The organism is Rhizobium sp. NPDC090275 (assembly GCF_044772225.1).
Taxonomy (GTDB): Bacteria; Pseudomonadota; Alphaproteobacteria; order Rhizobiales; family Rhizobiaceae; genus Rhizobium.
Map to the genome: position 1 here is coordinate 90,070 of NZ_JBIVYL010000013.1, position 12,138 is coordinate 102,207.

At 60.4% G+C, this 12,138-nt stretch carries 14 protein-coding genes; 7 read left to right on the forward strand and 7 right to left on the reverse strand.

From position 1 onward, the window contains the following. Nucleotides 1-170 precede the first annotated feature (170 nt). Genes ACIQUB_RS26870 through ACIQUB_RS26880 form a run of 3 tightly spaced genes read left to right on the forward strand, consistent with a single transcriptional unit; the run spans nt 171 to nt 3,639 of the window. Nucleotides 171-860, forward strand: coding sequence for an AraC family transcriptional regulator (locus ACIQUB_RS26870; RefSeq protein WP_402933913.1), 690 nt, complete (start codon nt 171-173; stop codon nt 858-860). Beyond that, on the forward strand, nt 857-1,690 hold the full coding sequence (locus ACIQUB_RS26875; protein WP_402933916.1) for an ABC transporter ATP-binding protein: 834 nt from the start codon (nt 857-859) through the stop codon (nt 1,688-1,690). Before ACIQUB_RS26870 ends, ACIQUB_RS26875 begins: the two co-directional genes overlap by 4 nt. A 38-nt stretch (nt 1,691-1,728) precedes the next feature. Beyond that, a complete protein-coding gene (locus ACIQUB_RS26880) occupies nt 1,729-3,639 on the forward strand; it encodes an iron ABC transporter permease (RefSeq protein WP_402933919.1) in 1,911 nt (636 codons plus the stop codon). Between the two features lie 564 nt (nt 3,640-4,203). Here ACIQUB_RS26880 and ACIQUB_RS26885 read toward each other — a convergent pair. Both ACIQUB_RS26885 and ACIQUB_RS26890 read right to left on the reverse strand, forming a co-directional pair. Continuing rightward, nucleotides 4,204-4,908, reverse strand: a complete 705-nt coding sequence (locus ACIQUB_RS26885; RefSeq protein ID WP_402933922.1) for an anti-sigma factor domain-containing protein — start codon at nt 4,906-4,908, stop codon at nt 4,204-4,206. Continuing rightward, complete coding sequence (locus ACIQUB_RS26890; RefSeq protein ID WP_402934188.1) at nt 4,905-5,450, reverse strand: sigma-70 family RNA polymerase sigma factor; 546 nt, start codon at nt 5,448-5,450, stop codon at nt 4,905-4,907. Before ACIQUB_RS26890 ends, ACIQUB_RS26885 begins: the two co-directional genes overlap by 4 nt. 200 nt (nt 5,451-5,650) lie before the next feature. Between ACIQUB_RS26890 and ACIQUB_RS26895 the strand changes: the two genes are divergently transcribed. Then, nucleotides 5,651-6,439, forward strand: coding sequence for a DUF4394 domain-containing protein (locus ACIQUB_RS26895; protein WP_402933925.1), 789 nt, complete (start codon nt 5,651-5,653; stop codon nt 6,437-6,439). A 114-nt stretch (nt 6,440-6,553) separates the two neighbouring features. Here the strand turns inward: ACIQUB_RS26895 and ACIQUB_RS26900 are convergent, their stop codons facing one another. The 4 genes from ACIQUB_RS26900 to ACIQUB_RS26915 form a co-directional block, all read right to left on the reverse strand. Beyond that, the gene (locus ACIQUB_RS26900; protein WP_402934191.1) at nt 6,554-7,048 is read right to left on the reverse strand and encodes a lipocalin family protein; all 495 of its coding nucleotides are present in this window, start codon (nt 7,046-7,048) and stop codon (nt 6,554-6,556) included. 89 nt (nt 7,049-7,137) lie between these two features. After that, the gene (locus tag ACIQUB_RS26905) at nt 7,138-7,662 is read right to left on the reverse strand and encodes a hypothetical protein (protein ID WP_402933928.1); all 525 of its coding nucleotides are present in this window, start codon (nt 7,660-7,662) and stop codon (nt 7,138-7,140) included. Further along, the gene (locus tag ACIQUB_RS26910; RefSeq protein WP_402933931.1) at nt 7,662-8,690 is read right to left on the reverse strand and encodes an SAM-dependent methyltransferase; all 1,029 of its coding nucleotides are present in this window, start codon (nt 8,688-8,690) and stop codon (nt 7,662-7,664) included. The genes ACIQUB_RS26905 and ACIQUB_RS26910 overlap by 1 nt, the downstream gene beginning before the upstream one ends. Next, on the reverse strand, nt 8,687-9,487 hold the full coding sequence (locus tag ACIQUB_RS26915; RefSeq protein ID WP_402933934.1) for a DUF1295 domain-containing protein: 801 nt from the start codon (nt 9,485-9,487) through the stop codon (nt 8,687-8,689). Before ACIQUB_RS26915 ends, ACIQUB_RS26910 begins: the two co-directional genes overlap by 4 nt. A gap of 263 nt (nt 9,488-9,750) precedes the next feature. Here ACIQUB_RS26915 and ACIQUB_RS26920 point away from each other — a divergent pair, with 263 nt between their 5' ends. From ACIQUB_RS26920 to ACIQUB_RS26930, 3 genes are all read left to right on the forward strand, one after another. Beyond that, the gene (locus tag ACIQUB_RS26920) at nt 9,751-10,029 is read left to right on the forward strand and encodes a pentapeptide MXKDX repeat protein (protein WP_402933937.1); all 279 of its coding nucleotides are present in this window, start codon (nt 9,751-9,753) and stop codon (nt 10,027-10,029) included. 219 nt (nt 10,030-10,248) lie between these two features. Continuing rightward, entirely contained in the window at nt 10,249-10,620 is a 372-nt protein-coding gene (locus tag ACIQUB_RS26925) for a DUF2147 domain-containing protein (protein ID WP_209236736.1), read from the forward strand. 32 nt (nt 10,621-10,652) lie between these two features. After that, entirely contained in the window at nt 10,653-11,087 is a 435-nt protein-coding gene (locus ACIQUB_RS26930; RefSeq protein ID WP_402934194.1) for a DUF2177 family protein, read from the forward strand. A gap of 234 nt (nt 11,088-11,321) precedes the next feature. Here the strand turns inward: ACIQUB_RS26930 and ACIQUB_RS26935 are convergent, their stop codons facing one another. After that, nucleotides 11,322-12,014 (reverse strand): TetR/AcrR family transcriptional regulator, encoded by a 693-nt coding sequence (locus tag ACIQUB_RS26935; RefSeq protein WP_402934199.1) that lies wholly within the window; start codon nt 12,012-12,014, stop codon nt 11,322-11,324. Between the last annotated feature and the right edge of the window lie 124 nt (nt 12,015-12,138).

Genomic DNA, 12,138 nt, shown 5'->3' on the forward strand with positions numbered 1-12,138 from the left:
ACCAGATGGGCCAATGCATGAGTTTCACAAGAACCGATGTTCGGATTATGCCTCCGCAAAAGCGGCGTGAGAACACGCTGCCTAGCGACCGAATTGAGGAAAGGGAAGATCGTTTGAAGCGGTGGCCTCGCGCAATTGACCTCCAGAATGTTCCGCGGCCGGTGGCCGCGATGGCGCGATCCTATGAGAACAGCTTCGATTTCGGCTGGCATAGTCATCGTCGCGGAGAATTGCTCCAGGTGATCGACGGCTTCATGACCGCCCGCGTATCCGGCGCGTCCTTCATTATCCCAAGCGGTCACGGATTGCTTGTCGCGCCGGCAGTTCCCCATGCCGTGGTTGCCCATGGTCGCGTTACCATGCACTCGCTTTATATAGAACCCGGCATGGCCGCGCGGTTGAACTGGGATCCTGTTCGCGTCGTACCAAGTTCCAGCCTGCTCTCGGCTGCCGTCGAAGCGCTGTTAGCAGAGCCAGTGCTTTATGACGAAGATGGGCGAGGCGGCCACCTTGTCGCTCTGATACTGGATGAGATCTCTAGCGCGGCGGAAAGCGGCTTCGCGCTGCCCGAGCCGACCGACAAGAGGTTGCAGCGCCTTTGCACCGATCTGCAGAATGCGCCCGCCATCGATCTCGATATCGACAACTGGGCCGACAAGCTTGGCATGAGTCGGCGAACGATGACCCGCAAGTTCAGGAGCGAGACCGGGATGAGCTTCGCCGAGTGGCGTAGACGGCTGCGTATCGCGCATGTGCTCAGACGCCGGGCCGAAGGCGCCAAGCTGGAGGATGCGGCGCTCGATGTCGGCTACAGCAGCGTTTCGGCGCTCCGCCGTGCGATCCGGGAAGCAATCGCGTGACCGGCATCGTGCAGGAGCAGCCGATCGTCGAAGCGCGCGGATTATCGGTGACCTTCCAGGAGAAGGACGCACTAGCGCAAGTGGCGGTCGATATCCTGCCGGGACGAATAACGGCGATTTGCGGCGCCAACGGTTCGGGCAAGAGCACGCTGATGAAGTGCCTGGCGGGTTTGGAGACGCCGAGCGCGGGCGAGATCGCCCTCATGGGTCGGCCACTTGCCGATTACACGCGCCAGGAGATCGCCCGGCAGGTGGCGGTCGTCGGCCAAAATCCCGAAGTGCCCGCCGGCTTTAATGTCCGCGAACTCGTCGCCCAGGGGCGCTATCCCCATTTGCCCTGGCTCGGGCGTCCGGGACGGGGAGATAGCGACGCTGTCGATGCTGCGATGGCGCGCGTGGGGATGGGAGAGTTGCAGAACCGAGAGGTCGCGACCTTGTCCGGCGGGGAGCGCCAGCGGGCATGGCTCGCCTTGGCGCTGGCCCAGGCGCCGCGCGTACTGTTTCTCGATGAGCCGACAAGCTTTCTCGACATTCGCCACCAGTCGGAGTTGCTGCGCCTGCTTCGACAATTGAACCATCGAGACCAATTGACGATCGTTGTCGTTCTCCACGACCTCAACCAGGTGATGGATATAGCCGACGACGTCGTTCTCATGCAGGGCGGCCGGATACTGGCATCCGGTCCGACGGCGGATGTGCTGACGCCTGGTCTCATGAGCGATGCCTTCGATTGCCGGGTCGATCTCGTGCCCCACCCGCGCGATGGGCGCCCGTTCTGCCTGGTTGACTGGACGTTCGACGATGCCGATGAGAAGCAGGTGTCGCGGTGAGAGGTCGAGCGGCTGAACCGATGTTATGGCTGGCGGGATTGTCTTTCCTGGTAGTGCTCGCGGTGCTGGATCTGACGTCCGGCAGCGTGAGGGTGGGCTGGAGCGATCTCGTTGCCTTCGCCAGTAGACCTGCGACCCTGGCGCAGGTCATCCTCGAAACGGTGCGCCTTCCGAGACTGGTGGCCGCCATTCTTGTCGGCGCCGCGCTGGCGATGGCGGGCACGGTGATGCAGACAACATTGCGCAATCCGCTTGCCGCGCCCGACATCGTGGCAGTGACAAGCGGCGCGCAGTTTGCGCTTGTCATGTCGACGCTCGTCCTGCCCTTTTATGCTCCGCCGCTTGCCGCGACGATCGTCGGCGGTGTCCTTGGCGCCCTGATCTGCATTGCAGTCGCCGGCGGCATCAGGACGACGCCTATCCACCTAGCGCTCGCGGGTGTCGCGGTCTCGCTCTGCTTCACGGCCCTGTCATCAGCCATCATATTGGTTGAAGACGATCGCGCCTCGGGGATCGTTCTCTGGTCCGCGGGTCTTCTCGACCAGACGGGCTGGCTGAAAATCGCTACGGCCGGTCCGGCGATCATTGGCGCAGCCGCCGCGCTGGCGCTCATGACGCGAACCCTCGATCTCTTTGCGCTCGGCGACAACGCGGCGAAGAGCCTTGGCCTGACGCGCGGCGTGACGGTTGGCGGCATCGCTGCGTCGATCGTGCTGTCGGCCGCCGCTGTGACGCTGGCTGGACCCATCGGCTTCGTCGGCCTTGCGGTGCCTAACCTGCTGCGCACATACGGTGTCGTGCGCCACGCCCGCCTTCTTCCGCTTGCAGGGCTTTGGGGCGCGAATGCCGTGCTATCGGCCGATGTCATCGTCCAGCTCCTGTCGCGCAGCGGATCGGTTATCCCGACCGGTGCGGCGATTGCCTGCATGGCTGCACCGGCGATGTTCTTCGCACTTCGCTTCGCCGCAACCAGGAAGGATGTTTCTGCACGCGCGGCGGCACCGTCATGGCGCTTGTCGGCATTCCAGCTTGCGGCGCTGCTCATCGGCCTGTTGTTGTTGACCTTGCCGCCGGCGCTGATTTTCGGGGGCGATGCGACGCCATCGGTGCACGATGTGATCGCCAATCTCGACATCCGTCTTCCACGATTGATCATCGCATTGGGGGCCGGAGCGCTGCTCGCCGGGGCAGGTGTCGTTCTTCAGGCGGCAAGCCGCAATCCGCTTTGCGGACCTGAAACGCTGGGGCTCTCCCAAGGTGCGGCCCTGTTCAGCCTCGTCGCGCTTCTTGCCGGCTTCGAGCCCGGCGGTTTGGGGTTTCAGCTGTCCGCGATATCAGGCGCCTTCGCCGCGCTTACCGCGATACTGTTCTTCGGAACGCGGCCTTCACCCCAAAGGCTGATCCTTGCCGGCGTCGCGGTGGCGGCCAGTTTCTCTGCGGCCAGCACCATTATCGTCGTATCCGCACGCCTGCAAACCGCCCAGGCGCTGTCGTGGATGGCGGGTTCCACCCACGGTCGCGGCTACGCCGACGTCCTCGCGATGCTGCCGTGGCTCGCATGTCTGTGCGTGATCGCATGGACGGCTCGCCGCCACCTCGACACGCTCTGTCTAGGCGACGACACGTCCCGCTCGTTGGGGATGCAGACATCGACAACGAGAATGATCGCCGCCGTTCTCGCCTGCCTCTGCACGGCGATCGCTGTTTCCGCCATTGGTCCTGTCGCCTTTATCGGGCTCCTCGCCCCGCACGCCGCCCGCTTCCTCGCCGGCGCGCGACATGGCAGGCTGTTGCCAGTCTCGATGACGCTGGGAGCCTTGCTTCTGGCAGCTGCCGATACGGTGGGAAGAACCATCCTTGCCCCAAACGAAATTCCGGCCGGTATCGTGACCGCCCTTCTCGGCGCGCCATTGTTCGTTCTTGTCTGGCGACGACGCCTGGCGGGCTGAGGGGGCGCGGATTTAGATGCTTCCGCGCGACGTGCCGGCACTCAATCGTTGCACTATAGAAGTAGAACAAAAATGTGCGTTCTCGGGGGAGGCAGGTGAATGCCGTCACCATGGACTTCTACGAGTGCGCAGCACAGCAATGTCGATTGCTGTGCCATGCCATTTCCCCGCGCGGACTCGAGATTCTTGGAGCCGTCAGCATCGATGCAAGCGTGCTACCTGCGAATTAGCTAGTGCAGCCCTTAAATTTGATAGACCATAACGAGCTTGCCCACATACGATTTTACACGTCTCCGTGCCATCAAGCCCCCGTAACCAACGATAATTGCAAATTCGCTCATTTGCGGAACTCCGGCAAAATGTTCCTCCGCATAAGCTTTGCGGAGCTTTTGTGTGCTCCATTTCGATCTCGGCGGACGCGATCCGAGCCATCAGGTGGTTCTGCGCGGCGGACGCGAGTTGCTGCATCACATCCGTCGACGTCATGATGTCGGCGATGTCGCCATCTACCTGCAGGGCGGTCGGCCGACAGCGGAACGCTCGGTCATCCAATCTCGCTACTCCCTATCGAGGCAATCTTGCCAAGCCCTTTGCCAAGATCGGACCCGTCGGGCGCCCCGTCGGTGACCCGCCAGCTTGTTCAAGCGTCAGTTCGTAGAGTTGATCGACATGAGGCGTCGGGAGTTCAGGACCTGCAAGACGGGTCGAGTGCGCACCCTTCAGCAATCCTAGTGACACCGGACCCATTTCCCGCGACGGTAAAGTCCAGACCTGAATGATCTTGTCCTTTGGTACGTCGAAATCAGCCAGCAGGCGGACGGCGGCGTTCTCGTTGCCGAAATCCTCAACAATCGCCTGGACTTCGCCAGCCTCGCTGACAAGGACTGCGACAACAATCGGCTCCACGGTTCGTATCAAACTGAACGCCAGTCCAACGGCAAGCAGGATGGTTGCAGCGATCGCCCCGACTGCCGTGTTTCGCCATATGCCTACGCGGTTGTCGTTCGACGACCGTCTTTCCTGCGACGTTGCTGTATGCCGATGATCGGGTAGGGCGGTTTCGATGCGCTGCCAGAGCGTTTGATCGATGGCGACGGGTTCGAGCGCAATGTCGAGCGGGAGAAGACGATCACGGCTGGCAGCCACGGCTTTTCGAAGATCCGCATCGTTGTCCATCGCTTCCTCGATCTCAGCCGTCTCTCGCCGGTCAAGCAGGCCCAACACGTATTCGTCGGCGATCGAGGGAATGTCCGCGCGATCGTATCTCATGCCATGCACTCCCGAAGTGCCGTCAATCCGCGTCTTATCCAGGACTTTACCGTGCCCAGCGGCATCCGCAGCCGTCCGGCGATTTCCCCGTGCGTGTAGCCGTTGACATAGGCCATCAGAATGCCACGCCGCTTTGTTTCGTCGAGGGCGCCGAGGCACTCGTAGAGACGCGAACTGCGGTCCAGCGATTGCCAGGCGGCGATCAGTTCGTTGGCGTCTTCTCCATCGCGGAGGACGTCGACGTCTTCGACTGTAATCTCGCGTTTGCCGTCACGCAGGAGATTGAGGGCCCGGTTGCGGACGATCGCGTAAATCCAGCCGCGGGCTGAACCGCAATCCTGCTTATATTGGTGGGCATGGATCCAGATGCGGATGAAGGCTTCCTGGACGACCTCCTCGGCAAGGTCGCGCCGGCGCACGATGCGTTCGGCAACGGCGACAAGTCGGCCCGCCTCCTGATCGTAGATGCTTCGCAACGCGTTGCGATCGCCCTTGGCGCATGCTGCGAGCGCGCCCCCAAGGTCATCCGGCTTGAAGCCCATCAACATATACAAGGTCCCCATCTCGGTCGTGACCACGGTCGCCACTGAATGCCTATACCCACGACGAGCTGGGATGGATGCGTACCGAGAAAGTTTTTTTGCGGCCTGCATCCAAATGGCCCTGCTGCCGTGTCGTGATGATGGGAGCGTTTCGAACAAGCCTCGAACCGCCCCGTAAAGTAACCACACGGGAGAAAGACATGTCCATCATTCGTGCCGTACTCATCACCTCCTCCGTATTCGCGATGAGCGCCAGCGCCGCATTCGCCGCGCCGGTGCTCGGTCTGACTGGCGACAAAACACTCGTCATGTTCGACACGGCAAAGCCTTCGGTCTCCAAGACGATGGAGGTCGCCGGCGTCGACAAACTCATCGGTATCGATTTTCGCCCAGGCATCAAGACCGTCATCGGCGTGACGGCTGATCATCGCATCGTCTCGATCGATCTCGAAACCGGGGCTGCGAACGAGGTCGCCAAGATGGACAAGATGCTCTCTCTTACCGAAGCGCCTGTCGTCGTTGACTTCAACCCGATGGCCGACCGTCTGCGCTTCATGACCGGAACGACCAACCATCGGGTCCATCCTGACACGGGCGCGGTGACGGTGGACGGCGTCCTGGCCTACGAGGATGGCGACATGCACAAGGGTGAAACGCCGAACATCGTCGCCGCTGCCTACACCAATTCCTTCGGCAAGCCGGAGAAGACGGCGATGTACAATATCGACGCGACGATCGGCGCACTGATCCAGCAGACCAAGCCAAACGACGGCACGCTGAAGGCGATTGGAAAGCTCGGCATCAAGGACGGTCCCGCAACTTATGCCTTCGATATCCAGGGCACGGAAGACGGCAAAAACACGGCCTATCTGGCTGCGAGCAAGATGCTCTACACCGTGAACCTGGAAACTGGCGCGACGACTGAAGTCGGCGCCATCGAGGGGCTGGACACGGAGCTGCGGGATATCGCCATTCTCCCCGCGAGCTGATGGTCGCCTCGTCTCTCAAGGCGCGGAGGGCAGACAATCGACTGTCATCCGCGTCCCAGTGGGACGTTTTGAAAGTGCGTCGGCGCACGACCTGCCGAAGCAACCTTCGTCCACTCAGCGCCCGGACTGCGCGGGAAACTCAAGCTTTCTGACATCATAGCCGAGTTGGCTTGCCTTGCGGATCATCACCTTCAGTTTTGCTTTCGATGGAACGGCGCGCGCGTAGATCCAGAGGTTTTGCATCTTTGGATCGGCACTGATGAACCACGCCTTGTCGGGGGATTTGTAAAGGACCCAATAGTTGAATGTGATGAAGAAGGGGTAGCGGACGCGCATCTTGGCATTGCCGTGCCCGAGATCGAGGATACGTCCGTCGCCATTGACGGTCTTCAGTCGTCCACCGGGAGTGCCGACGTGGCAACCGTCTTCCACCTGGACTTCGCCTCGCGTCTTTCCGGGCTTGTAGGTCGAATAACCCGCAACGCAGCCATCGGTCAGCCACATGGGCCGGCGGCCGATCTCAAGCCATGTCCCACGATAGTGGTCCATACCAACCGCGACCGGCCGCGGCTCTACTGAGGCTGAAAGGGCTGGGCTCGATAATGACATCAATGCGACTGTCGCAGCAAAACACCAGCGAGAAATCTTCTGCATAATCAGCTCCCATTCGTTCTGGCGGTCGTTTGATCGGGTCGGTCTCATGTCCGTGATATCCCCGCATAGCGAAGGGTGATGAACGCCAACAGGCTGGCGACGGCGAAGGCATTCAGGTTGAATAGTGTCGCGAGTTCCGGCGCAGACCAGACATGCAGCGGCGCGCCGATAAAATTGCGCGAGAACACGAACACGGCAAAGACAAGCACGGCCATTCCGCGCTGCCACCACTTTTCGTGTGCCTGGAAGGACAGCGCGACAAGCATGATGCAAGCGGCGAAGAACAATTCCGTGCCTGAAGCGGAGCCAAAGAGTTTCGTCTCGAACAAGGTGTCGAACGTGCCGATCAGCGGCAGCGCGATCCGGGCTGTCAGCGAAGATCGTCTGGCCAGAAACGGGATCGCCAGGAAAAGGGGCGCTGAGAGCAAGGTGCCGAGCGATGCGGCCACGCCATTGCCGACCAGATACCAGACATAAGCAGGGTAGAAGGGCTTATTCAGCGCGATGACCCAGGCAATCGTCACGGTCGCCTGGGTGGTTGGGTCGAGCTGTTTGGCTGCCTCGGACATTATGTGGCCGGCGCCAACAGGTAGTGGCCGACGCCCCAGACATCACCCTTATTATGCCCGAACAGGCCTGCAGTCGACAGGAAAAACAGCCGCCAGCGGCGAATCCAGAGGGATGCATCCTTGCCATACACCCCTGCAAGGATTGGCCGGATTCGATGGAGGTCGCGGTCAAAATTCGCCAGCCAGTCCAGTGCCGTGCGGCGATAGTGCGTTCCCGACCAGCGCCATTCCTGCTCGACTTTGAACAGATCGCCGAAGCGGTGCGGCAGGTCGTGCGCGGGCATGATGCCACCGGTAAAGAAGTGCTGGGCGATCCAGTCGGACGGGTCGTTGGGGTCGAACCTGTAGGAGCGGTCCTTGTGGGTGAAGACATGCAGGAAGAGTTTGCCGTCCGGTTTCACCCAACTACGCACACGCTCAAGAAGCGTGCGCCAGTTGGATATGTGCTCGAACATTTCCACCGACACGACACGGTCGAACTTCGCCTCAGTGCTGAAATGGTTCATGTCGGCGGTGATGACGTCAAGGTTGGTCAGGCCATCCCGCCGTGCGACGTCGAGAATATGGGCGCGCTGCGAGGCCGAGTTCGAGACGCTCGTGATGCGTGAATTGGGAAAGCGTCGTGCGAGGTAAAGCGACAGCGAACCCCAACCACAGCCGAGCTCCAGGATCGTCATGCCATCTTCGATCGCGGCATTCGCGACCGTGTCGGCGAGCGCCAGGATTTCTGCTTCCGCGAGTGTCGTATCGGGCGTCGGATAAAGGCAGCAGGAATACTTGCGCTGCGGGCCAAGCGCTACCGCGAAGAAGTCGGCCGGCACCTCATAGTGCTGGCGATTGGCCTCGTCGGTGTGGGTCGCGACCGGAAAGCGGTCCATGAGCTGGACGAAATCGCGTTCGGTGTCCGCCGTCGTTGTCGAGAGCTTGCGCTTGGTGCGCGCGCAGAGAAAATCGATGCCGGCCAGTGTCATTGCGTCAGTGAGCGGCGCGCGCTCGGCAGTGTTGATGGCGAATGCCAGTATGTTCATTGTTGATCTCCTGGAAGGGTGGAGTTGCGAGGACCTGGGAAGAAGGCGTTGACCCTGCGCTGCAGGGCACGGAATTTGTCGCCGCGCGAGCGCAGCATGTGCTCTTCGAGAGGTGGAACGCCGGAAACATGCACCAGCAGCCAGTACATCATGAGTGGCGCGAGCAAGGACAGCCAGTTCCATATCGACCCGGTCGAAGCAAACAGCGGCCAGCAACACCAGAAAAGCCATTCGAAGAAGTAGTTGGGATGGCGCGAGTAGCGCCAGAACCCGACCTCACAGACGTCCGTCTTTGCCTCAGGCGTCTTTCGGAAGCGGGCGAGCTGCGCGTCGGACAGGGCTTCGCCGCCCAGCGCGATGATGGCGAGCAGCATGGCCAGGGCGTCGATGGCTCCTGGAAACGGCCGCTCATTGGCTGCAGCGAGATAGACGGCCAGGACGAGAACGAACGCGGCCAACGCCTGTATCTGCAAGAAGAGGAACAGCCGCCAGGCTGCGCCGTCGCCCCAGTCTTCGATGAATTTCGCATAACGGGGATCCTCAGCGGCACCCCTGGTGCGCGAGCCGATATGGCTTGCGAGCCTTAGCGACCATGCGCAGATCACGATCAAGAGGACCACCCGGCGGTCGAAGTCGCCACCGGCGAAGGAGACAGCGACAACGCCTCCGATGCCCACCGCAACCGACCATATGGTGTCGATCCACCCACTTTGTCCGCTGGTGCGCTGTATCGCCCACGCGCCAGCCATGGCCAGTGACAACCAGATTGCGATGGCGACGAGGAGCAGAATGTCCATCAGCCTTCCCGTGTGGATCCGAAGGTGGGTGTCGTCTCTACGGAAGGCAAAGTCTGTTAGTTTCATTCCGGAGGAAAAAATCTCCGAAAATCAAAGTCCTCTATGAAACTCGCTACCTCTGCATCCCGGGCGTCAGGAAGGCCCCGAGTTTCGGCATTCCATAATCACAGGCGCGTGATGGCTGTAACAAACCGCCGGAAGGCTGCGAACAAGGCATGTGACCCCGTCGCATGGTGCGGCGGGCAGCATTTGGGAGAGCCACCATGAATACGCGTCTTTTCACCACCTTCGCCAGTGCCACCCTTCTGGGCCTTTCGCTGTTCGCAGGCGGCGCCAGCGCGCAGTCGAGCATGGATTCGATGAAGAAGCCGGACAGCATGAAATCGAACATGACAAAGACCGACAACATGATGTCCGGTTCCATGAAGGCCAACAGCATGAAGATGGGCGGCACGAAGGCCGACTGCATGCACAAGGCCGGAATGGAAAAAGACAGCATGAAGAAGGCGGACATGATGAAGCACTGCGACGCTATGAAGTGATCGCGATGGCGCTCCTGCTGTCGTCTTCGCAGGAGCGCCACCCATATGCCCTCGCATCTTTCTGATCTGATCCCGTCTATCACCAAACAAAGGCGCCAGGCCTTTGCTTGGTCCGGCGGAACCTCTCGAAATTAATATGCCCGCCATGAAACTCTTGGCCTTCTGCCCTCGTACAAATGTCGAGCGCGAGCAATCGAGCCGCCGAGAGGAGAAACGAGCATGATGAAGATGACACTAGCGGCAATCGTGTCCGGCCTCTGCGCCTTCACCACGGTTAACGCTGCCGATATCGACGGCCAGTGGGCGCGTGGCGATGGCAATGCCAAGGTCCAGATCGCCCCCTGCGGATCGGACATTTGCGCCACGAACACCTGGATCAAACCGGGGACGCCCAAGGAAAAGGCAGGCGACAGGCTGGTAATGACTATCAATCCGGATGCTGATGGAGTGTACGCCGGAACAGCCTTCGATCCGCAGCGAAACCTGACCTACAAGCTGACAGTGACAATCAATGGAGACAAGATGACCACGAAAGGGTGCGTCGTCGCCGGGCTGCTATGCAAGGGCGTTGATTGGACCCGGATCAATTAGACATGGAGGAGCAAGCGATTAGGGAGGTTGGCATGAAACGTGTTCTCGTGGCCTATCTCGTGACGCTGCCGCTCTTTGTCGCGATCGACTTCGTCTGGTTGAGCGTTATGGCAAGCATGCTCTATCGCCCGGTCATGGGTGATATGCTCGTTGAAGACTTTAGGCTTGCGCCGGCTGTCGCTTTCTATCTGCTTTATATCGCCGGGCTGACGTTTCTGTCGGTCAAGCCCGGATTGGAAAAGGGTTCGCCGCGATCGGCTGCACTCCATGGAGCCATTCTCGGTTTTACGGCTTATGCGACCTACGACCTGACCAATCAGGCAACCTTGAGAAACTGGTCCACGGCCCTCACGCTGGCTGATCTCGCCTGGGGTTCGATCCTGTCCGGAACGGCTGCTCTTATCGGATGCTGGATTTCACTTCGGGTATATGAAAGGAACAGTTCGGCGTCCGGAGCATCTCGATGAACGACGACATTTCTGTTTGAATCTCGTTTTGATCGCTTGGCACGCGCCTCGTTTTTCCCAATCGGCAATCTCTATAAAAGTCGGCGGCGACCGGACCATCACTGGCGTCTGGCCATTCCGATCGACCGAAGGGCAAGGTGTCGGTGAAGCTCAGATACCCCATGGCGTCTACGGATTCAGTTGCGCTGGCGAAGAAGCCCGCATCGCAGACAGATCGGCCGCAAAATTCCTTGTCTATTGGGATGCCGCAGTCTGAGGCCCGATCCATACGGATGCCGGCACGATTGATGGCAGGGTAGAAAGGCCGTCGATCAACGCTTGCAGCATGATATCGACCAACTTGTCGGCGGCATCGACTGGCCCAACCAGGCCATCGATCAGCAGCAAGGTCAGGCCGTGTACCTGCGACCAGAGTGCCAGTACCACGGTGTCGATGCGGCTGTTTTCTTCCTCTGTATCCGCAATGGCTCTGCCGATCGCCCCATCGCAAATCGCCGAGACGATCAGGGCTCGCATCTCGAAAGCCGCGGTTCGTTCTATGGCAGGGCGGTTGTTGCCCTGCTCTGTGAGCAATCCGCCGAACATCAATCGATAGAGTGCCGGATTGGTCACGCCGCTGCGGACATAGGCGCGCATCAATAGCATCAGGCGTTCGCGCGGTTCGGTTTTGCCAACTTGCGCTTTGTGCATCTCGTCGGCGAGGCGCTCGAAGCCGACGGCGGAGACGGCCGCCAGCATTTCGCGCTTGTCGGCGAAGTGCTTGTAGGGCGCGTTGTGGCTGACGCCAGCCCTGCGCGCCAGTTCTCGCAACGAAAACTCCGTGCTTTGCGATTCACTCAAGACGTCGAACGCGGCGTTCAAGATCGCGCGCTGCAGGTCGCCGTGGTGGTAGGGCCGCTCTTCGGCTGTGGTTTTCAACTGGGTCATGACCCCTCGTTTAATCCCTGATGGTGACGCCGTCAACATTATTGCCGTCTAATGTTGACAATAGCAACATTTGCTTTATGTAGACACCGTCAACTTTGACAAACGTCAATTTGACGGGGCGTCG